Annotated in this window: 19 protein-coding genes; 12 read left to right on the top strand and 7 right to left on the bottom strand. The window is 64.0% G+C overall.

The window, feature by feature from the left end:
- Window positions 1-42: 42 nt before the first annotated feature.
- From RAM80_RS03360 to RAM80_RS03350, 3 genes are all read right to left on the bottom strand, one after another.
- Window positions 43-1416 (bottom strand): DHA2 family efflux MFS transporter permease subunit, encoded by a 1374-nt coding sequence (locus tag RAM80_RS03360; RefSeq protein WP_416424819.1) that lies wholly within the window; start codon window positions 1414-1416, stop codon window positions 43-45.
- A gap of 224 nt (window positions 1417-1640) precedes the next feature.
- Window positions 1641-2450, bottom strand: coding sequence for a gamma-glutamyl-gamma-aminobutyrate hydrolase family protein (locus RAM80_RS03355; protein WP_416424818.1), 810 nt, complete (start codon window positions 2448-2450; stop codon window positions 1641-1643).
- 537 nt (window positions 2451-2987) lie between these two features.
- A protein-coding gene (locus tag RAM80_RS03350) for an IS3 family transposase (protein ID WP_416424817.1) occupies window positions 2988-4129 on the bottom strand; the annotation gives its coding sequence in 2 pieces (ribosomal slippage) (window positions 2988-3880 and window positions 3880-4129; 1143 coding nt in all).
- Window positions 4130-4973: 844 nt separating this feature from the next.
- Between RAM80_RS03350 and RAM80_RS03345 the strand changes: the two genes are divergently transcribed.
- The 4 genes from RAM80_RS03345 (at window position 4974) to RAM80_RS03330 (ending at window position 8421) form a co-directional block, all read left to right on the top strand.
- Window positions 4974-6179, top strand: a complete 1206-nt coding sequence (locus RAM80_RS03345; protein ID WP_416424816.1) for a sugar transporter — start codon at window positions 4974-4976, stop codon at window positions 6177-6179.
- A 69-nt stretch (window positions 6180-6248) separates the two neighbouring features.
- Entirely contained in the window at window positions 6249-6617 is a 369-nt protein-coding gene (locus RAM80_RS03340) for an SMI1/KNR4 family protein (RefSeq protein WP_416424815.1), read from the top strand.
- 92 nt (window positions 6618-6709) lie between these two features.
- A complete protein-coding gene (locus tag RAM80_RS03335; protein ID WP_416424814.1) occupies window positions 6710-7102 on the top strand; it encodes a tautomerase family protein in 393 nt (130 codons plus the stop codon).
- A 26-nt stretch (window positions 7103-7128) separates the two neighbouring features.
- Window positions 7129-8421 (top strand): MFS transporter, encoded by a 1293-nt coding sequence (locus tag RAM80_RS03330; protein WP_416424813.1) that lies wholly within the window; start codon window positions 7129-7131, stop codon window positions 8419-8421.
- A 106-nt stretch (window positions 8422-8527) separates the two neighbouring features.
- Here RAM80_RS03330 and RAM80_RS03325 read toward each other — a convergent pair whose 3' ends face one another.
- Both RAM80_RS03325 and RAM80_RS03320 read right to left on the bottom strand, forming a co-directional pair.
- Window positions 8528-9505 (bottom strand): zinc-binding dehydrogenase, encoded by a 978-nt coding sequence (locus RAM80_RS03325; RefSeq protein WP_416424812.1) that lies wholly within the window; start codon window positions 9503-9505, stop codon window positions 8528-8530.
- The gene (locus tag RAM80_RS03320; RefSeq protein ID WP_416424811.1) at window positions 9474-10145 is read right to left on the bottom strand and encodes a TetR/AcrR family transcriptional regulator; all 672 of its coding nucleotides are present in this window, start codon (window positions 10143-10145) and stop codon (window positions 9474-9476) included. Before RAM80_RS03320 ends, RAM80_RS03325 begins: the two co-directional genes overlap by 32 nt.
- 163 nt (window positions 10146-10308) lie before the next feature.
- Between RAM80_RS03320 and RAM80_RS03315 the strand changes: the two genes are divergently transcribed.
- The 5 genes from RAM80_RS03315 to RAM80_RS03295 all read left to right on the top strand — a co-directional run bounded on the left by RAM80_RS03315 (window position 10309) and on the right by RAM80_RS03295 (window position 12939).
- Window positions 10309-10809 (top strand): signal peptidase II, encoded by a 501-nt coding sequence (locus tag RAM80_RS03315; RefSeq protein ID WP_416424810.1) that lies wholly within the window; start codon window positions 10309-10311, stop codon window positions 10807-10809.
- Between the two features lie 36 nt (window positions 10810-10845).
- The gene (locus RAM80_RS03310) at window positions 10846-11127 is read left to right on the top strand and encodes a chorismate mutase (RefSeq protein ID WP_416424809.1); all 282 of its coding nucleotides are present in this window, start codon (window positions 10846-10848) and stop codon (window positions 11125-11127) included.
- Window positions 11128-11374: 247 nt separating this feature from the next.
- A complete protein-coding gene (locus RAM80_RS03305; protein ID WP_416424808.1) occupies window positions 11375-11617 on the top strand; it encodes a FitA-like ribbon-helix-helix domain-containing protein in 243 nt (80 codons plus the stop codon).
- A complete protein-coding gene (locus RAM80_RS03300) occupies window positions 11614-12039 on the top strand; it encodes a type II toxin-antitoxin system VapC family toxin (RefSeq protein WP_416424807.1) in 426 nt (141 codons plus the stop codon). Before RAM80_RS03305 ends, RAM80_RS03300 begins: the two co-directional genes overlap by 4 nt.
- 114 nt (window positions 12040-12153) lie before the next feature.
- Window positions 12154-12939, top strand: coding sequence for a sulfite exporter TauE/SafE family protein (locus RAM80_RS03295; RefSeq protein WP_416424806.1), 786 nt, complete (start codon window positions 12154-12156; stop codon window positions 12937-12939).
- A gap of 27 nt (window positions 12940-12966) precedes the next feature.
- Here RAM80_RS03295 and RAM80_RS03290 read toward each other — a convergent pair whose 3' ends face one another.
- The gene (locus RAM80_RS03290; protein ID WP_416424805.1) at window positions 12967-13542 is read right to left on the bottom strand and encodes a nuclear transport factor 2 family protein; all 576 of its coding nucleotides are present in this window, start codon (window positions 13540-13542) and stop codon (window positions 12967-12969) included.
- A 111-nt stretch (window positions 13543-13653) separates the two neighbouring features.
- Here RAM80_RS03290 and RAM80_RS03285 point away from each other — a divergent pair, with 111 nt between their 5' ends.
- Window positions 13654-14535, top strand: a complete 882-nt coding sequence (locus tag RAM80_RS03285; protein WP_416424804.1) for a LysR substrate-binding domain-containing protein — start codon at window positions 13654-13656, stop codon at window positions 14533-14535.
- On the opposite strand, the gene RAM80_RS03280 is transcribed toward RAM80_RS03285, so the two are convergent.
- A complete protein-coding gene (locus RAM80_RS03280; RefSeq protein WP_416424803.1) occupies window positions 14526-15251 on the bottom strand; it encodes an MBL fold metallo-hydrolase in 726 nt (241 codons plus the stop codon). The two genes, RAM80_RS03285 and RAM80_RS03280, sit on opposite strands and share 10 nt — an antisense overlap.
- Before the next feature lie 73 nt (window positions 15252-15324).
- On the opposite strand from RAM80_RS03280, the gene RAM80_RS03275 reads away from it, so the two are divergent.
- Together RAM80_RS03275 and RAM80_RS03270 are read left to right on the top strand one after the other, a co-directional pair.
- Window positions 15325-16215: a bestrophin family protein gene (locus tag RAM80_RS03275; protein WP_416424802.1), complete on the top strand. Its 891-nt coding sequence runs from the start codon at window positions 15325-15327 to the stop codon at window positions 16213-16215.
- A 203-nt stretch (window positions 16216-16418) separates the two neighbouring features.
- Window positions 16419-19766 (top strand): hypothetical protein, encoded by a 3348-nt coding sequence (locus RAM80_RS03270; RefSeq protein ID WP_416424801.1) that lies wholly within the window; start codon window positions 16419-16421, stop codon window positions 19764-19766.
- Window positions 19767-20134: the final 368 nt, after the last annotated feature.

Here is a 20134-nt window from a genome sequence, read left to right as displayed (position 1 = left end):
GGGCGGGTCTCCTGAGTCTACGCAATAAACACGACGGGGCGGTTACCGCGAGGGTGCCAGCTGTCGCTCGGTTTCCAGCGCGCGGAAAATCAGCCCGGAGGCCAGGGTGAACAGCCCGGTGACGATGAACGCCCAGCGGTAAGCCATGGCTGCCTCGCCGGCGCTGGCCGACAGCAGGTTGACCACCCCACCGCCGATGATCACCCCCAGGCCGATGGCCAAGATCTGCACCATGGAGAACAGGCTGTTGCCGCTGCCGGCGTCGCGGGCGCCCAGGCCCTTGAGGGTGACGCTGTTCATGGCGGCGAACTGCATGGAGTTGCTGGCGCCGAATATGCCGATCTGCAGAATTTCCAGGGCCAGCGGCCAGCCGGGGGAGATCAGCCCGAACGAGGCGATGCTGGCGCCCACCAGCACGGTGTTCACCAGCAGGAAGCGGTTGTAGCCGAAATGCTGCACCAGCGGCACCACGTAGCGCTTGGAAAGAATGCCGCCCACCGCCGCCGGCAGCAGCATCAGGCCCGAGTGCAGCGGCGAATAGCCCAGTTGCAGTTGCATCAGCAGCGGCAGCAGGAAAGGCACGGCGCCGGAGCCGATGCGGCACAACAGGTTACCGACCAGGCCGACGCTGAAATTGCGCTGGCCGAACAGCGCCAGGGAGAACAGCGGGTTCTGCCGCCTGCGGGCGTGGGGGATGTAGCACAGCGCCGCGGCCAGGGCGACGCCAAACAGCACGGCGCTGAGCAGGCCCTGGTGACGGTCGCCGGGCACGTCCAGGGCCAGCGAGAACGCCGCCATGCATAACGACAGCAGGCCGCAGCCGACGAAGTCGAAGGGCGGCGGCTGGGTCAGGGCGTCATCCGTGAGGAAGCGCCGTACCGCCACCATGCCCAGCACGCCGATGGGTATGTTGATCAGGAAAATCCAGTTCCAGGCCAGGCTCTGGGAGATCCAGCCGCCCAGCACCGGGCCGATCAGCGGGCCCACCTGGCCGGCCACTGAAACCATGGCCAGGGCGGCGATGTACTGCTCGCCGGTGACACTGCGCAGCACCGCCAGGCGGCCGATGGGCAGCAGCATGGAGCCGCCGATGCCTTGCACCACGCGGGCGGTGACCAGTTCGGGAAGGCTTTGCGAGGCGGCGCACAGCACCGAGCCGATGACGAACAGCAGGATGGCCAGGAAGTAGATGCGCCGGGTGCCGAAACGGTCGGCCAGCCAGCCGGAGGCGGGGGTGAGCATGGCCATGGTCAGCGAATACGCCACCACCACCGGCAGCATGTCCAGCGGCTGTTCGCCCAGGGCGTTGGCCATGGAGGGCAGGGCGGTGTTGACGATGGTGGTGTCGAGGGTCTGCATGAAGAAACCCGAGGCCACGATCCACAGTAGCGCGGTGTTTCTTGCTGAACCAGGCATGTCGAGCTCCACGTCGCGAATGCAGGCAAATGTACCGGGCGGGGAGGGGGTGCGTCAAAGCGCCGCAGATGAAAAAAGCCCGACGCAGAGGCCGGGCGAGGAGGAAAACGGTATTGCGTGAGGCCCCGCAGCAGCGGCCTTGGGCGCGATGGCGCCGCGTCTGGTACGCCGCGGCGCTTGCATCACGGCCAAGGCCGGCTCCTGCGGGGTGGTGTTGCCCTTGATCAGGCGGCGCTGCCGTAGGCGCCGGCCTTCTTCTGCACCTGGCGGCGGCAGGCCTGGCCGAAGGCTTCGAAGATTTTCACCGAATCGGGGTTCTTCGCGGCTTGCCACTCGGGGTGCCATTGCACCGCGAACAGGAACGACGACAGGCTCGGGCCGTGAATGGCTTCCACCAGGCCGTCTTCGGCGCGGGCGATGGCTTCCAGGCCCTTGCCCAGGGTTTTCAGGCCCTGGCCGTGCAGCGAGTTGACGCGGATCGAGTCGGTGCCCAGCAGCGAGTGCAGCCAGCTGTTGGCGGTGACCTGCACGCTGTGCGCCGGGGCGTACTGCACCTCGACCGGGTCTTCGCTGTTTTCGCGGTGGTCGTTGAAGCCGGGCTCGGCGTAGACCTTCTGGTACATGTCGCCGCCCAGCGCCACGTTGATCTCCTGCATGCCGCGGCAGATGCCGAAGATCGGCAGGCCACGGGCCAGGGCGGCACGCACCAGCGGCAGGTCGAACAGGTCGCGGTCGCGGTCCTGGGCCTTGCCGGGGGTCTGGTTGTCCTGGCCGTACAGCGACGGGTCGATGTTGCTGCCGGCGCCGGTCAGGTACACGCCGTCGGCCATGTCCAGGTACTGTTCCAGGTCGTCGGTGCCGCAGCAGGTGGGCACCAGCACGGGCACGCAGCCGGCGTGGTCGACGATGGGGACGATGTATTTGTGGGTCATGATCTGGTAGTCGTGCCCTTTGCGTTCCTGGGCACCCATGGACATGAGGACGACGGGTTTGCGGAATTTTTGTTTGTTATTGCCAATGTTGCTGTTGGACATATATCACCTTGGGACAGGCACGGCCTATCGTTTTTGTGCAGGCGCGCCGCGGATGAAACAGGCGCTACCTGAGGCTCCGAGCACTGCCGGCTGTGCGACAAAATGTCCACGCCGGTCGGTAGCCTGGGTGATAGCCTGCCACAGCCGTTTATTATGTCAAACACTTCCCGGTGATTTGCGTCCAAAATATTTTTCGTTTCTTGCCGTGAAAGCCCTTGTTTTTCGGGTTTTTATCGGTTTTTGCATCCTGTGTTTTAAATTTTGCATGCCTGGAATCGTTGCGGGTGTTCAGGATAATGGAATGCAGCGCTTTTGCTTTGGTTTGTGATCTGGCTTGTGATCTGGCTCTTGATTTTGCTTTTGATCTGGCTTTTGATCTTGATTGTATGCCCCGTAAAGCGCCCGGGCCGACTGGAGGCGTCGATCAACGGGCTGCCCGAAGGGCCGAGGCCGCAGGCCGAAGAGACGGTAACCCGCAGGCTTCTATAGCGGGTGCCGTCTGATCTGGTCAACCAATCCCGGACATTTGTTTAGGAGCTACGCCGCCAGCCTTTCATGCTCCACCGGCGTGCGGTACTCGTTATGGCTATGAAGCCGGACCTGGTTGTAATGATGGATCACGTATCGAAGCACATCCGGCCTGGCCTTCGCCTCGTCCTGGTAGCCTTTCTTGGGTATCCATTCTGACTTCAGGCTGCTGAAAAAACGCTCCATCGGTGCATTATCCCAGCAGTTTCCACGCCGGCTCATGCTTTGCCTCATCCCGAATCCTTCAAGCTTGTCGCGAAACAGCTCACTGCTGTACTGACAGCCTTGATCCGAATGAAACATGACCTTGTCGGGCATTCCGCGGGCCTGATAAGCCAGCTCCAATGCCTTGCACGCCAATGCCGAATCGGGGCTTTTGGAGATGGCCCAACCCACGATCCGCCGGGCATACAGATCGAGGACAGCCGCCAGATAGAGCCAATGCGTCCCCGCCCAGATATAGGTGATATCACCACACCAAACCCGATTGGGCGCCGACACTTCGAACTGGCGCTCCAATAGATTGGGTGCAAATTTTGCCTCCACCGTGGCCAGGCGATAAGGGTTTGGCCGACGTTGAATGCTCCGCAAATCAGCCTCGGCCATTAACCGCCCGGCCAAAAAACGCCCCACCTGTTCGCCCTGGGCCTTGAGCGCCGCAGACAATACTCGTGCGCCCATGGAGCCTCGACTTTCGGCGTGCAGCCCTGTGGCCAACGTTTTCAGCCGTTCCCGGTCTGGATCGGGGCAATTGCGGCGCTTGAGATGCTCGTAATAACCGCTGCGGCTTACCCCAAAAACACGACACAAATCAGTCACCGAGAAACGCTCACTTAACGCATCGATCAAAGCCTTCGATCGAGGGAATCGTTCATCAAGAGAGCGGTAGCCTTTTTTAAGATTTCCTTCTCCAGCTCGAGCTTGCGGATTTTTACCTGCAGCGCCTGGATTTGCTGTTGTTCAGGCGTCATGGCAGAGGCCGTTTCAGGGGTGATGCCAAAACGCTCTTGGCGGAGTTGTTCCACCCACCGACGCAGTGCGGTCGGGCCCACGCCCATGGCTTTGCAGGCTTCTGGAGTGGTGTAGCCACTATCAAGAACAAGGGCTGCTGCCTCTTGCCTGAACTCTGTCGAAAAATTACGTCGGGACATCGAACACCTCTTGGTTGAGCGGTAGATTACCGCTCCTTTGGGCGTGTCCGGGATAATTAGGCCACATCAGTCTGCCCGTTGAGCGGCGCCGGAAGGAGGGGACCCGTAGCGCAGCGTAGGGCCCAAGCAGGGGCAAGCCTTTTTTGCTTACTTTTTGTGGCGTTTGACAAAAAGTGAGCCGCCGTAAGGGCGGAAAGGTGATTGTGCATCACCCTTGATATCGGATATGTGCATGGCTTTCGAATCTCGCTTCTGAGGGATTCGGACATATCCATTTTCGTGGCGCGACCACCGACCGTTTCGCCCTTACGGCGAGTAACTTTTTGGCAGTCGCCCGGTGTGCCGGCCCAGCCAAAAAGTCACCAAAAAGGTCTCGCCCCTGCTTGGGCCCTCCGCTGCGCTACGGGTCCCCTCCCTACGGCGCCGATCAACGGGCAGACGGCACCCGCTAACAAAGCGGGCGGGATACCGTCTCTTCGGCCTGCGGCCTCGGCCCTTCGGGCAGCCCGTTGATCGACGCCTCCGGTCGGCCCTGGCGCTTAACGGGGCCTGAGATCAAAAGCAAGATCAAGATCAAGATCAAGATCAAGATCAAGATCAAGATCAAGTGCAGTGCAGTGCAGTTATCCCCCTCCCAGTCGTCGCCAACCGCTCAACATCAAGCCTCCCCCCGTTGTGAGCCCACCGCCCGAAGCGTAGAATCACGCCCATCAGGCTTTACCCCCCAATACCCATAAGAATCTGACCTAGCGCTCTGCCCGGGCATTCATCACCCGGGCAGGGCGTTCGTGTGTGGATTTTTCGGGGGGCAGGCCTTTATCCAGCGGAGGCAATGACGGCACTCATGAACACCACCGATACCCGCAACGGCAGCTGGCTGAGCGTGATCGCCCTGGCGCTGGCCGCCTTTATCTTCAACACCACGGAATTCGTCCCGGTGGGGCTGTTGAGCGCCATCGGCGGCAGTTTCCAGATGACTACGGCCCAGGTCGGCCTGATGTTGACGGTGTATGCCTGGGTGGTGTCGTTGATGTCGCTGCCGATGATGCTGCTGACCCGCAACATCGAGCGCCGCAAGCTGCTGATGTTCGTGTTCGCGATGTTCATCGCCAGCCACGTTCTGTCGGGCCTGGCGCCCAGCTTTGCGGTGCTGCTGGTGAGCCGTATCGGCATTGCCGTGGCGCACGCGGTGTTCTGGTCGATCACCGCGTCGCTGGCAGTGCGCGTGGCGCCGGCGGGCAAGCAGGTGCAAGCGCTGGGCCTGTTGGCCACTGGTACTTCGCTGGCCATGGTGCTGGGCATTCCCCTGGGTCGGGTGGTGGGCGAGTGGCTGGGCTGGCGCATGACCTTCATGGCCATCGCCGGCGTGTCGGCGGTGACCGTGTTGATCCTGGCGCGGTCGCTGCCGTTGCTGCCCAGCCAGAACTCCGGCTCGCTGCAGAGCCTGCCGATCATCTTCAAGCGCCCGGCGCTGATGTCGCTGTACCTGCTGACCGCCGTGGTGGTGACCGCGCAGTTCACCGCCTATAGCTACATCGAGCCGTTCGCCCAGCTGGTGGCGCACCTGAGTGGCGAGATGACCACCGTGCTGTTGCTGCTGTTCGGCGGCGCCGGGGTGATTGGTTCAATCGTCTTCAGCCTGTTCAACAACCGCTTCCCCCGTGGCCTGCTGGTCTTCGCCATCGCCGCCCTGGCCCTGTGCCTGGCGCTGCTGTTGCCGCTGGCCGGGCACCCTGCCGGGTTGGGCAGCATGAGCGTGGTGTGGGGCATGTCGATCATGTGCTTCGGCCTGATCCTGCAGGCCAAGGTGCTGTCCCTGGCGCCGGACGCCACCGACGTGGCCATGGCCCTGCATTCGGGCATCTACAACGTCGGCATCGGCGGCGGCGCGCTGCTGGGCAGCGTGGTCAGCAGCCACATGGGCGTGGCCAACGTCGGCGTGGTGGGCGGCGTGCTGGCGTTGGCCGGGCTGGTGTGGTGCGGCATCATCACCCACCGCTATGGCCTGCCCAAGGCCCCGGTGCCTGTGGGGCAGCCCCGCGAGGCCTGAGCCGCGGCGGTTTCCCACGGGCGTGGATCCGTGCTTTAGTGTCCTCATGCGCCATGAGGACACTTGCCAATGCGTCACGACCCGTTCCGTATTCCCACCGATGCCGAGATAGACGCTGCCGAACAGCGCCTGGGCATGGACTTCCCCGAGGCCTACCGGGCCTTCCTCAAGGGCGGCAGTGATGTCGCCAACGCCGCCTTCGAGCCTGCCGTGGTGTTGCCGGGTTCGGCTGAGCTGGACCTGATCGATATCGCCCACACGGCCTGGAAGCACCAGGGCGTGCCCCGCGACCTGCTGCCCTTCATCGAAGCCGATGGCGACTATTTCTGCGTCAATGCCCGCGGCCAGGTGCTGTACTGGTCGCGCCAGGGGCCGCCGCAACCGCGCTGGTCGAGCTTCAAGGTGTGGCATGAACAGGTGTGCGTGAACGACGGCTGAGCGTGCTTGCAGGTTATGGCAACATGTTGTAAAACATTGTTCGTATAAAGGTTGTTCATCATCTATTTAACAATGACAAAAGGAACGCCGCCATGCCGCTCGTGCGCATCGATGTAGCCAAGGACACCTCCACCGACACCGTAAAGGCCATCAGCGACGTGGTCTACGAGGCCATGACCCGCACGGCCAACGTGCCGGCCCATGACAAGTTCCAGATCATCAGCCGCCACGCCAGCGACGAGCTGGTTTACCCGGCCGAAGGCTACCTGGGCGTCAGCTACACGCCACGCATCGTGTTCATCCAGGTGACCTGGAACACCGGGCGCAGCACCGAAGTTAAAAAAGCCTTCTACCAGGCGGTGGCCAGCGGTATCCACGAGCGCACCGGCATTCGCAAGGACGACGTGTGGATCAGCCTGGTGGAGGTCAACCGCGAAGACTGGTCGTTCGGCCAGGGCGAGATGCAGTACGCACCGACTCATTGACGGCCACGGCCCCTGAAGGAACGACCATGCTTTCCACCTTTGTCGCCAGCCGCCTGGCGCCGCGCAACGTCCACTACGGCTGGGTAGTGGCCGCCGTGACCTTCCTGACCATGCTGGTAATGGCTGGCGCCATGGGCGCGCCGGGCGTGTTCATCGTGCCGCTGGAGCGCGAGTTCGGCTGGAGCAGCGCGCAGATCTCCTCGGCGCTGGCCGTGCGCTTCGCCCTGTTCGGCCTGATGGGGCCGTTCGCCGCGGCCTTCATGAACTACTTCGGCTTGCGCCGGGTGGTGCTGGTGGCCGTGGCGGTGGTGTTATGCGGGCTGCTGGGCTCGATGTTCATGACGCAATTCTGGCAGCTGGTGCTGCTGTGGGGCGTGGTCATCGGCGTGGGCACCGGGCTCACCGCCATGGTGCTGGGCGCCACCGTGGCCACGCGCTGGTTCAGCCAGCGCCGCGGCCTGGTGGTGGGGCTGCTGTCGGCCAGCACTGCTACAGGGCAGTTGGTGTTCATGCCGTTGCTGGCGTCGCTCACCGAACATCATGGCTGGCGGGTGGGGCTGTCGTTCATCTGCTGCGCCATGGCGATAGCGGCCGTGGCGGTGGTGATGCTGCTGCGTGACCGCCCGGCGGACATGAACCTGCCGGCGTATGGCGACAGTGCGGTGGCGCCCGCACCGGCCGGCGCCGCGAGCCTGCTGGCGATGCTGATCAGCCCCTGGCGCGTGCTGCGCGACGTCAGCGGCAGCTGGACCTTCTGGGTGCTGTTCCTGACCTTCTTCGTCTGCGGGGCCAGCACCAACGGCCTGGTGCAGACCCACTTCATCAGCCTGTGCGGCGACTATGGCCTGGTGGCCACCAGCGCGGCGGGCATCCTGGCGATGATGGGCATCTGCGACTTCTTCGGCACCGTGGGCTCGGGCTGGCTGTCGGATCGTTTCGACAACCGCTGGCTGCTGTTCTGGTACTACGGGTTGCGCGGGGTGGCGCTGATGATGCTGCCGTTCACCGACTTCACCGTGTGGGGGCTGTCGCTGTTCGCGGTGTTGTATGGCCTGGACTGGATCGCCACGGTGCCGCCCACGGTCAAGCTGGTGGCGCAGACCTTCGGCAGCGAGCGCGCCAACATCGTCTTTGGCTGGGTGTTTGCCGGCCACCAGCTGGGGGCGGCGTTCGCGGCGTACGGGGCAGGGCTGACCCGCACCTTGATGGCCAGCTACATCCCGGCGTTTTTCGTGGCCGGGATGTTGTGCGTGCTGGCGTCGTTGATAGCGTTGTCGATACCGGTGCTGCGCAAGCGCGCCGCGGCCCAAGGGGCGTAGCAGCGGCCGCAGGCCGCGTCCGGGCCCGATGCGGTTTTCCTGCAAGACCGCGGCGCCTTGGACGCGGCCTGCGGCCGCTGCTACGGAAATCCTGTAGTCCGGGGTATCAGGGGCGCAGCAGGATCTTGCCCTTGCGGCCGGGCTGCAGGCTGGCGGCTGCGGCCTGGGCCACGTCGGACAGGTCGTAGATCGCTTTCACCGGCAATTTCAGCTCGCCACTGGCCGCCAGGCGCAGCAGTTCGCCGATCAGCCGGCGCTTTTCGTCCACCGACAACTTCGCACCCACGGTGCTGCCCCAGAACCCCTTGACCGTGGCCTGCTTGAAGATCAGGTCGCCGGAAGAGATTTGCATCGGCTCGCCGGTCATGGAGCCGAACGACACCAGCAGGCCGTTCTCCGCCAGCAGCCCCAGCAGGTCGCCGGCGGCGCTGCCGCCCACCGAATCCACGGCGGCGCGAATCGGCGCGTCACCGGCAATGGCGCGAACCTTGTCCTGCCAGCCGGCCTGGGCGGTGGACACGGCGTTGCCGATGCCCAGTTCGGTCAGCTCGGCTACGCCGGCGTCGCGGCGCACCAGGTTGATGGTGTTGACGCCGCGCGCGGCAGCCAGCATCGCCAGGGTCTTGCCCACCGCGCCGTTGGCGGTGTTCTGCAGGATGAAATCGCCCGGTTGCACTTCAAGGAATTCCAGCAGCATCAGCGCGCTCAGGGGCATGGCGATCAACTGCGCCGCGGCCTCGTCGGCGATCGCCGGTGGCAGCGGTACCAGCAGCTTGGCGGGGGCCAGGAAATACTCGGCCCAGGTGCCATGCACGGCGGCCACGGTAAAGCGCTGGCCCAGGGCGATGCCTTCCACGCCTGCGCCCAAGGCGTCGATCACGCCCACCGCCTCGCTGCCGCCAATGGCCGGCAACGTCGGCTTGTAGCCGTACTGGCCGCGGATGGTCCACAGGTCGTGGTTGTGGATCGGCGCCAGCAACGTCTTGATCCGGACCTGGCCGGGGCCTGGCTCGGGCAGAGGGCTGTCGCCCAGGCAGAGGACGTCGGCGGGCTCACCAAAGGTGGGGTGCAGGGCACTGTGCATGTGGAGCTCCTTGTTGTTGGATGGGCAGCGAGGGGGAAGGGGTAGGGTGGCAAGCCAGCAGCGCGCCGGTGGCGGCCAGGGCCTGGTGCAAAGGCGTCTTGTCGCGGCCCAGCTTGGCCAGCAGCGCGGCGCCCAGCCACATCTGGTACAGCACCTGGGCCAGCGCCAGGGGCTCGGCGCCTGCCGGCAGCGAACCGTCGGCGCGGCCTTCGCGAATCAGCGCAGCCAGGCGCGCTACCAGCGCGGCGACGCCGGCGTCCAGCACTTGGCGCATGTCTTCGGAGAGGTCGGCCACCTCGGCGGCCAGCTTCACCACCAGGCAGTCTTCAGCCCAGCCGTCTTCCCCGGCCTCGGCGAGCCACGCCTGCCAGTAGCGCATCAGCCGCTCGCGGCCGCTGCTGCCGTCGGCCGCCAGGAGTGCGTTCAAGCGCTGGCCGTACTGGGCCACGTACTGCTGCAACAGCGCGCAGCCGAAGGCTTCCTTGGACGGGAAGTAATGATAGAACGAGCCCTTGGGTACCCCGCAGGCCTTGAGGATTTCCAGCAACCCGACGCCCACGAATCCCTTGCGCAGCACCAGCTGCTGGCCGGTGTCGAGGATGTGCTGGCGGGTGGCTTCGGCTTTCTTGGTCAATGTCATGCCAGCCATTATGCATGAAACAGACCGGTCGTCTAGTTATGCGATGCTCGCATGGCGACATTGCGCCACGGCGCCGTAGGATGGACGCGCCGCCGCCCCTGCGCTATCGTCGCGCCCGCGCTGGGCCCGCTCGGGTGGCAGCTTTTTCTACAGGGAGTGGTGCATGCAAGGCTGGATGAAGAACCGCGCGTGGGTGCTGCTGGTCGGGGTGGCGTTCATCGTCGCCGATCAACTGGTCAAGCTGTTGGCCCTGGCAGCCTTGCAGACCCAGAGCTTCAAGTTTGGCAACGACCCCGTCAACCTGGCGCTGGCGTTGAGCCTCAACCCCGGTGCGTTTCTCAGCGTAGGCGCCGCGCTGCCGCCGTTGGTCAAGCAACTGATCTTCATCATCGGCGTGGCCGTGGTGGTCGGTTGGGCGGGCTATTGGGCGCTGAAGCACTGGCCCACCGCCACCGGTAAGGCACTGGCCGTCTACGCCATTGCCCTGGGCGGCGCCGGCAACCTGATCGACCGCGTGTTCCGCGACGGCCACGTGGTGGATTACCTGATTATCAACGTCGGTGCCGCCCACACCGGCGTGTTCAACCTCGCTGACATCGCTATAACCGCCGGCGCCCTGGCGCTGGCCTGGGACATGTTTGCCTCGCCCAAGGCGCAGAAATAACCCTTGGCAGGGACGCCGCTGAACAGGACACGAACCATGCAAGACAATGAATTGAACACCCTTCGCGCGGAAATCGACGCGTTGGACGAGGCGGTGATCCGCCTGCTGGGCCAGCGCTTCGTGGCCACGCAAAAGGTCGGCGAGCTCAAGGCCAGCCAACAACTCGACGCCGTGGACCCGGCCCGCGAAGCCCGCCAGGCCGCGCGCTACGCAGCGCTGGCGGCGCAGCACGGCGTTAGCGAAGACGTGGTGCAACGGGTGTTCCGCGTGGTCATCGACGAAGTGGTGCAAAACCACAAGGCGCTGCGCAACAACTGACCCGTAGCAGCTGCCGCCAGGCTGCGTCATGGAGGCCGCTACTACGGGGCGCGTGTACCGTCGTCGATCGCGATGCAGACGACGCTGGTTCAAGATAGTTGCTGCTACGTATTGTGGGAGCTGGCTTGCCAGCGAGCTGTTGAGGCCCTGAAAACTCGCTGGCAAGCCAGCTCCCACAAAGACAAATGTTGCCACCGACATCTGCTATGATTGCAATGATGTCATTGATTGCAATGTGGAGGCGCTCATGGCCAGTATTACCATCAGAAACATCGAAGACAGCCTGAAGGCGTTGCTGCGCATCGAAGCCGCCAACAATAATCGGTCAATGGAGGAGGAAGCTCGGGTGCTTCTCCGTCGCGCGCTGGTGAAACCCCCCGCGAAAAGCGGGTTCGGCAGCCGCATTCACGCACGCTTCGCCGAGGACGCCATCGAGCTAGAGCTGCCGGATCGCTCGGAGGCGCCTCGGGGCGAAGATCTTTTCCGGTGATTGTCCTCGACACCAACGTGCTTTCGGAGCTCATGCGGCCGGCGCCGGCTGCCAATGTCCTCGAATGGCTGGACAACCAGGACGCCGGTGACTTGGCAACCACCTCCATCACCGTGGCAGAAGTGCTCTTCGGGCTTGCCTGCCTGCCAAGCGGGCAGCGCAAGGTCCGGCTGCAGACCCAGGCCATCGCCATGTTCAATGACGACTTCGCGGATGCCATTCTGAGCTTCGATGCCGACGCCGCCATGGCGTACGCCGCGCTGATCGCCAACAGCAGGGCGGCTGGGCGCGCTGTTTCAATGGCAGACGGGCAGATTGCGGCGATTTGCGCGTCGCGCAAGGTGACCCTGGCCACTCGCAACACAAAGGATTTTCAGCATCTGCCCATCGAGCTCATCAATCCTTGGGAGCCGATGCGCTGACAGCCTGCGCTTGGCGCGCAGCTTGGTTATAACCATAGTCAATAACGATCTAAACGTTAATAACGGAAGCGGCTATCCTGCCCGCCAGTTTTTGCGCGTGTTTAAGGCTCAGCAATGGATGTCGGTAATTTCGGTTTTGTGGTTGCAGGCCTTATCGTCGGCTTTGTAGTAGGGATGACCGGTGTCGGTGGCGGTTCGCTGATGACGCCTATCCTGTTGTGGTTCGGCATCAACCCGGCGACGGCCGTGGGTACTGACCTGCTGTATGCGGCCATCACCAAGTCCGGTGGCGTGCTGGTGCACCGCAAGAACAAGAACATCGACTGGGGCGTGACCGGCTGGTTGACCCTGGGCAGCGTGCCGGCGGTGGCGCTGACGCTGTGGTTCCTGAAGAGCTTCGACACCAACCCCAAGGCCCTCAACGGCCTGATCACCCAGGCGTTGGGCTATGTGCTGCTGCTGACCTCGGCGGCGGTGCTGTTCAAGCACAAGCTGCTGGCGTTCGCCCACCGCCGTGGCGGGGACAAGTCGCTGTTCAGCGGCACGCGCCTGAACGTGCTGACGGTGATCACGGGCCTGGTGCTGGGCACCATGGTGGCCCTGACTTCCATCGGCGCCGGCGCCCTGGGCACCGTGGCGCTGTTTATCCTTTACCCGCTGCTGCCTACCCGGCGCCTTGTAGGCACCGAGATTGCCCACGCGGTACCGCTGACCCTGGTAGCCGGCCTGGGCCACGCCAGCATGGGCAACATGAACTGGGAACTGCTGGGCTTCCTGCTGATGGGCTCGCTGCCCGGCATCTACCTGGGCAGCCAGCTCACCGGGCGCATTCCCGATGCGGTGCTGCGCCCGTGCCTGGCGTTCATGCTGCTGTCCATCGGCTACAAGCTGGCCTTCTGATACGGCGGGCTTGCGCCCGCCGTCGCCTTACGCGTGCAGCCAGGCCTTGGCGTGTTCGCGCATCTGTTGTTCCAACTCACTCCCACGGGTGGCGAACACCCGGCCCAACGGGAAGCCGGCCTTCTCCAGCAGGTACGCCAGGCTGGCGTATTCACGCGGGTACTTGGCCACCACGGCGCTGTCGATCTCGACCGGGCCCAGGGGGAAGGTGAAGTAGCCCATGTCATAGACGGCCTGGCGCTTGAACAGCTTCCACTGGCCGTCGCGTTTTTCCACCAGGTCGTAGAAGCGTGCGTGGGTGTTGCAGCCCAGGTTCAGGCGGGTGTCTTCGCCGATGATCATCGAGTTGGTCTCGGCGATGGCCTTGTCGCCGTGGAAAGTCACCATGGGCGTGGCGATGAAGTGCTTGTTGCGCAGGGTCGAGGCGCCCATGCGGATGGAGCCGTCGATGAAGTCGCTGGCCAGGCCTTCGAACCAGGTCACGGCGACGGTGCCGTCGGGGTGGAACAGGTTGCGCAACTCGTCCCAGTTGCCGAGGTCGCGGTGCATCCAGCCGGTGATCAGGTCGGTGATCTGTTGGCGGTCTTCCAGGGTGTGGCTCATGGTGTGTTCCGGTTCAGTGGGTGAGGGCTTCAGCTTCTGCCGGTTTGCGGTTAACCTCAAATAGATAGATCTGACAGATCCATCACTTTAAATGATTGATTGAGGGCGACCATGGAACTGCGGCACTTGCGGTACTTTCTCGCCGTGGCGGAAGAGGGCCATTTCGGCCGTGCGGCCGAGCGCGTGCATATCGTGCAGTCGGCGCTGAGCATGCAGATTCGCGCGCTGGAGGAGGAACTGGGCGGCCCGCTGTTCGTGCGCACCAGCCGCCAGGTGCGCCTGACCGAAGCCGGCGAGGCCTTTCGCGAGCAGGCCCGGCGCACCCTGGAGCAGGCCGAGCATGCGCGGTTGACCGTGCAGCGCTCGCTACGCGGCGAGACCGGACGGGTGCGGGTGGGCTTTGCCGGCAACGCGGTGTTCAGCGGCAAGCTGATGAGCGACCTGCGCGCCTTCCACGCCGCCTACCCGGACGCCGAGTTGGTGGTGGAAGAGGTGGCGCCGTCACGCCAGGGCGAGGCGCTGCTGGCCGGCCAGCTGGACATCGGCTACACCCCGGCGCAGGTGGTGGGCGAGGCCGTGCCGCTGCGCCTGGACGCGGTAGGCCGCTGGCCCTTGCTGATGGCCATGGAGCGCAGCCACCGGTTGGCCGGCGAGCCGCTGCTGACCGCAGCGATGCTGCACGATGAGCCGATGATTCTGTACGCCGCCGACCCCCACGACCGCAGTCTGGAAGCCAGCCTGCGTGAGGCCCTGGGCGGCAGCCTCAAGGTGGCCCACCGCGCCGGCAACAGCCTCACCGTATTGGCCCTGGCCGCCGCGGGCCTGGGCCTGGCGCTGGTGCCCGAACCGCTGGTGCAGGTGGCCCTGGCGCAGCTGGTGTACAAGCCGCTGGCCATCGCCGGCATGCACACCGAACTGAGCATGCTCAGCCGCCCGGATGAAACCAGTGGTGCGGTGCAGGCGTACCTGGCCCTGGCCCGCGCTCAGGGGTGAGCGGCCAGCCAGTCGTGGATCATTGCGCGCAGGCGCTCCCCGGAAAAACTCGGGAAGTGGCCGCCGTGCACGGTACGCACCGGCAGGTTTTGCAGCCGCTCGAGGCTGGCGCGGTACTGCTCGAGGTTGGAGTGGTAGGCGTCCTCGATCAGCGGGCCGTCGTAGATGATGTCGCCGGAGAACAGCGTGCCGCTGGCCGCCTCCCACAGGCAGATGCCGCCCGGCGAGTGGCCGGGGGTGTGCAGCACTTCCAGCACCCGGTCGCCAAGGTCCAGCACGTCGCCTTCGTCGATCAGGCGGGTGACCGGCGCCGCCTTCACCCGGTATTCCTCGTAGCACAGCGGGCAGCCGGGGTGGGCGTCAAACATTGGGTCGCCGATGCACAGGTCGGCCAGGGTCAGGTCGTTGCGCGGGTCGGCCATGATATCGGCTTCGGCCGGGTGCGCCAGGCGGTCACTGAACTCGTGGTGGCCGGCGATGTGGTCGAAGTGGCTGTGGCTGGCCACCGCCAGCAGCGGCCGCTCGGTCAGCCAGGGCAACTGCTGGCGCAGGCTCACCAGCCCTGAGCCGGTGTCCACCAGCACGTCACGGTCGCGGCCGCTGATGTGCCACAGGTTGCAGCGGTAGAACGGCTTGATGAACGGCTCGTGAATCAGCTTCACGCCGTCGGCCAGCGGCTGTACTTCGAACCATTGTTCAGGGGTGACGATGCGCATGGGGCGGGACCTTGCGGCGAACCTTCGCCGGGAATGGGCGTCCGAAGGTGTGGACACTGGGAGGTTAACGCTTTTGAAAGACGCCATCATCAAGAAGTACCGCCTGATCATCAAGACCCTGGGCTACGTGGGCTGGGCGCTGTTCTGGCTGCTGATCTGGGACATCCTGGTGACCGTGGACTTCATGCTCTACCTCAACAGCAAGGTCACCCTGCCGCTGATGCCCCTGACCCTGCTGGGTTCGGCGCTGGTGGTGCTGATCAGTTTTCGCAACAGCAGCGCCTACAACCGCTGGTGGGAGGCGCGCACCCTGTGGGGCGGGCTGGTAAACAGCTCGCGCAGCTTCGCCCGGCAGGTGCTGACCCTGATCGACGACGAGAACGGCGACGCCAACCCGGTGAAAGCCACGCTGCTGCGCCGCCACGTGGCCTACGTCAACAGCCTGGCCGCTGCGCTCAAGGGCAGCCAGTGCCCACCGGAGCTGAAGGCCTTCGTGCGCGCCGACGAATTCGAGCGCAGCGCCAGCTCCAACAACTTCGCCAACGACATCCTCAACGGCTCGGCCAACCTGCTGGCCCGCGAGTACAAGGCCGGGCGCCTGGACAGCATCCGCCTGGCGCGGCTGGAGTCGACCCTGGTGGATTTATCGAACAGCCAGGGCGGCCTGGAACGCATCGGCAACACGCCGCTGCCGTACCCCTACGTGTACTTCCCGCGGCTGTTCATCTCGGTGTTCTGCCTGATCGTGCCGGTGGGCCTGGTGGAGTCGCTGGAGTGGTACACGCCGCTGGCCTCCACCGTGGTGGGCTTCATGCTGCTGGCCATCGAGCGCATCGGCACCGACCTGCAAAGCCCGTTCAAGCCCAGCGAGCACCAGATCAAGATGGACGCCATCTGCGAGACCATCGAAAAGAACCTGGAGTCGATGCAGCGCCAGGCGCAGCATGCGGAGTTGATTGATTGAGGCCGCGCGCCCCGCGTTCCACCTGATACACCGCGGACGCAGCCTGCGGCAGCTGCTACGGGAACGGTTTTCCAGCCGCACCTGTCAGTTCGTAGCAGCGGCCGCAGGCCGCGTCCGGGGCCCTGCGTACCACCTGTCACACCGCTGACGCAGCCTGCGGCAGCTGGTACGGGGGGTTCAGGCGCACCTGTCAGATCTGACAGGTGCGCCGCCAACCGCCCCGGTGCTACGTTCCGCTGAACCGCCGACACCCCGTCGGCACCCAGAGGAAACCCGCCATGACTTCAATCGTCCGGCTCCTGCGGCAGCTGCACGCCCGGCTGGCCCAGCACCCCCCGCACACGGGCAATCCCACCTTGGCAGCGCCTAACTTGCCCGCGCGCCGTCACGGCTTGAACTACCAGGACATGGACAACAAACGGCAGCCCATCGCCGTGCAGCTCCCCAATTACGTGGGTAGCGTGGTGGGCGATGGCATCACCCTGTATTGGGACAACGTCGAGGTCGCCTTCGATGTCTTCAACACCGACCACCAGGCCGTGGGCATGGTGACCTTCCTGGTGCTGCCCGATGACATTCCCCTGGGCGTGGGCCGCAGCAACCGCCTCGACACCATTGCCACCTACCCGCTGCACTACCATGTGCTGCGCACCAGCGGCAATGACGTGTTCTCCGCCGACACCTCGGTGCTGGTCAAGACCACGGTGCCCGGCGGCCTGGACCCCAACCCGACCACCCCCGAGAATGAAAACCTGGCGTTGCCCCAGGGCATACCAGCGAACCTTGACACCAACGACTCGTGGCAGACGGTAGAGGTCGTCATTGCCCTGTGGCAGAACGCCTACCCAGGCGATGTGCTGACCTTGTACTGGGCCGGCGAGCGCATCGTGCACGTGCTGGCTGCCGGTGAGGAAAACCTGGCCAGCATCACCATCAGCGTGCCCCGCACCTTGATCGTCGACCACCTGGGCCAAGGCATCATCGTTACCTATGACGTGCGCGACGTGGTCAACAACTGGTCGCGCTTCAGCTTCCCCGTACGGGTCAACGTGGAAGACGGGTCAACGCTGCTGCGCGAGCCGGAAATCAACGAGGCGCTCGGCGGCATCCTTGATTTGGATACCCTGGGCTCTGCCGACGTGAACGTCTACATCCCGGCCAACCCTGGCAGCATCACCAACGGCATGGACGTGGAGTTGGTGTGGACCGGCACCACGGCCCAGGGCACCACCCTGCAGCACAAGCAGACCCACACGCTGGCCGGCAACGATGCCAGCCGCGGCTTCGACCTGGTGGTACCCAACCGCGAAGCTGCGCCGTTGTCGGGTGGGCGGGTGCGGGTGGTGTATCAGACCGTGGCAAGCCCGGTGCGCCGCTCACGCGCCGCCGAGGCAGTGGTGGTGGGCACCTCCGTGGCCCTGGATTGGCCCGAGGTGCAGCACGTCAGCGGCACCACCCTGCAGCTGGCATTGGTGGGCAGCAACCCGGTCCAGGTCACCGTGCCGGTCTACGACGTGATGGGGGTGGGCGACGGAGTCGACCTGTTCTGGCGCGGCACCACCAGCACCGGCACAGTGGTGGAGTACACTGCCCACGTCAACGTCGACAGCAACCAGAACGGCCAGCCGGTGCTGTTTGCGGTGCCCAATGAATACGCCGTGGTGCTGGCGGGAAGCAACGACCTGCGGGTGTCCTACCTGGTGACTACGGTGGACCAGGTGCCGCACGACTCGCCAACGCTCACCCTGAGCGTGACGGCCGTGGGTGGCACCTTGATCGCGCCCTGGCTCAAGGACTTCCCCAGCGCCGTCATCGACCCCAGCCTGGTGGTCGGCAGCACCCAGGTCATGGTGGGCGGCTACACCGGCAAGGCGGTGGGCGACGAGATCACCGTCAACTGGGTGGGCGATACCTATTCCACCGCGCCGTACTACCCGGTACACGCCGGCAACCTCAACCAGGACATCGCCTTCACCATCGCCAAAACGCCCTACGTCGACGGCAACAGCCGGGTTGAGCTGAGCTATCAGGTGAAGCGCAACGGTGGCGGCAATGCCGGCTCCATCACCCTGCCGGTCACTATCCAGGCAGGCGGCAGCCAGCCCCTACCGCTGCCCGTGGTGGTGGAAGCCAACCCGGCCGACGTGCTGGACCCGGTGAACGCCCGCAACGGCGCCACCATTCGCATCACCGACCCCGACTTCCTGGCGGGCGACGTGATTGCCGCGTTCTGGGTAGGCAGCGACGGGCTGGGCACGCCCACGCTGGAATGGGTGCCCTACGCTAGCGGCTTCACCGTAGATGTGCCGGTGCCCGCCAGCGCCGTGGCGGCCAACCTGGGGCGCTCGGTGCAAGTGCTGTACTCGCGCATTCGCGGCGGCGTTGCCAGCCCCGCATCGGACAGTTTGACCCTGCAGGTGCGGGACTTTGCGGAGGGCGCCTTGCCCAAACCGACGATTCTTACCGTGGCCGACGGCAATCTGGACCTCAATACCTTGCTGGGCGATGCCACCGTGCATATCGCACCTTGGCCGTTGATTACCCAGGGGCAGCGGGTATGGCTGCGGCTGTACAGCACCGATGACCAGAACGAGCCGTGGAGCACCGAGTTGATCCTGGGCGAAATGGTGACGGCGGCGGAAGTGAGCGCAGGTGTGCGTCGCGTAGTGCCGCGCGCAGTGTTGTTGAAGTTGCAGAACAGTGCGGCGGTTAACCTGGAAGTTAAAGTTGGTTTCGATGGCAGCCTGGGTGAAGGCGCTGCCACGGTATTTCCTATTGGGAGTTATGTGATGATTAATGTCGTGTTGGACTTGCGGGCGCCGGAAGTTGCTTATCAGCAGGATGGGTATCTGGACCCGGCGTTGGTGCCGGAGACTGGGTTGCCGGTAACGGTGACTTATGGCGGAATGGCACAAGGGCAGGAGGTGCAGGTGATAATGGCGGGGCCAAATGGTGCTGAGCATCCGCTGGCAGTGCAAACCGTGGCGCCTGGTCAGACGGCGCTGGAATTCAAGGTGCCCAAAAGTGTATTGGGGGGATATCATGAAAAAATACTGGTAATTTATTATACCGTGTCGCTGGTTGCGGGCGGATTGAAGCAAAGCTCTCGCGTAGTGGCATTTCGATATGGGGCAAGCGTTGATGATCGCATTGTTGACTATACCAAGTTTGGCCCTGCCGGCTATCGAAATGGATGGGTGCCTTCGACTAATAGTTCACTCGTGTTTAGGTATTATCCAAATGAGGTTGTTCCTAAGGCTGGCTTTACTTGTACTTCCAGCACGCCACTGATAGTGTCTCTGCATAAAGAATTTACTTTGCCTGTGGGTGACTACGATATAATGTTCCGCATGATTGCGAGCGCGAATCTAAGCGGTAACTTTACCGTGAATAACGCCGGCACACGCCCCCTCAAAGTCGGGATGAGTTGGGAAGTTTTTGATGCCGCGTTCGTGTCTGCGGGGCAGCCTTTAACTATTACGGTAACAGCCTCGCTTAGAGCGAACTGGCAATGGTTTTTTGATTTTATATCTATAGTGCGAGTTGATTAAGGAGTGGAGAACTGATTGTTTAATCAGGCCGGTCCTCCGCGCGTTGTCCTGCTGCCTGTCAACAGCAGTAGCGATGCGGTTGGACTGACCGAACACTTATAGCGGCAGCCGCAAGGCCGCTTTGAGTGCCGATTCGGCCATCATCTGGGCTCCCCTTGGCTGCGACCGCGTGCCCTAAGCATGCCCCCCACGTTCGCAACTCCTCTAAATCAGGCCCGCCATCCCCACCTGTCAGATCTGACAGGTGACGCCATAAGCGCGAGGGCTGACACTCTGTGCTCATCACTCGAAAATAGGTTCGGTATCATGAAAAGCATCAGTAGGCGACCATGTATTGGTTGCTTGCTTCGGTGGGAACCCGTTTTTCC

The sequence above is a fragment of the Pseudomonas sp. App30 genome (genome assembly GCF_047947025.1).
Taxonomy (GTDB): domain Bacteria; phylum Pseudomonadota; class Gammaproteobacteria; order Pseudomonadales; family Pseudomonadaceae; genus Aquipseudomonas.
Note: the sequence above shows the minus strand (reverse complement) of the source record. Positions and strands in the feature narration are given on the sequence as shown.

Bases quoted from the DNA above. Each gene is read 5' to 3' on its own strand.
- RAM80_RS03360 (WP_416424819.1), bottom strand. From the start codon at position 1,416: ATGCCTGGTTCAGCAAGAAACACCGCGCTACTGTGGATCGTGGCCTCG.
- RAM80_RS03355 (WP_416424818.1), bottom strand. From the start codon at position 2,450: ATGTCCAACAGCAACATTGGCAATAACAAACAAAAATTCCGCAAACCC.
- RAM80_RS03345 (WP_416424816.1), top strand. From the start codon at position 4,974: ATGAACACCACCGATACCCGCAACGGCAGCTGGCTGAGCGTGATCGCC.
- RAM80_RS03340 (WP_416424815.1), top strand. From the start codon at position 6,249: ATGCGTCACGACCCGTTCCGTATTCCCACCGATGCCGAGATAGACGCT.
- RAM80_RS03335 (WP_416424814.1), top strand. From the start codon at position 6,710: ATGCCGCTCGTGCGCATCGATGTAGCCAAGGACACCTCCACCGACACC.
- RAM80_RS03330 (WP_416424813.1), top strand. From the start codon at position 7,129: ATGCTTTCCACCTTTGTCGCCAGCCGCCTGGCGCCGCGCAACGTCCAC.
- RAM80_RS03325 (WP_416424812.1), bottom strand. From the start codon at position 9,505: ATGCACAGTGCCCTGCACCCCACCTTTGGTGAGCCCGCCGACGTCCTC.
- RAM80_RS03320 (WP_416424811.1), bottom strand. From the start codon at position 10,145: ATGACATTGACCAAGAAAGCCGAAGCCACCCGCCAGCACATCCTCGAC.
- RAM80_RS03315 (WP_416424810.1), top strand. From the start codon at position 10,309: ATGCAAGGCTGGATGAAGAACCGCGCGTGGGTGCTGCTGGTCGGGGTG.
- RAM80_RS03310 (WP_416424809.1), top strand. From the start codon at position 10,846: ATGCAAGACAATGAATTGAACACCCTTCGCGCGGAAATCGACGCGTTG.
- RAM80_RS03305 (WP_416424808.1), top strand. From the start codon at position 11,375: ATGGCCAGTATTACCATCAGAAACATCGAAGACAGCCTGAAGGCGTTG.
- RAM80_RS03295 (WP_416424806.1), top strand. From the start codon at position 12,154: ATGGATGTCGGTAATTTCGGTTTTGTGGTTGCAGGCCTTATCGTCGGC.
- RAM80_RS03290 (WP_416424805.1), bottom strand. From the start codon at position 13,542: ATGAGCCACACCCTGGAAGACCGCCAACAGATCACCGACCTGATCACC.
- RAM80_RS03285 (WP_416424804.1), top strand. From the start codon at position 13,654: ATGGAACTGCGGCACTTGCGGTACTTTCTCGCCGTGGCGGAAGAGGGC.
- RAM80_RS03280 (WP_416424803.1), bottom strand. From the start codon at position 15,251: ATGCGCATCGTCACCCCTGAACAATGGTTCGAAGTACAGCCGCTGGCC.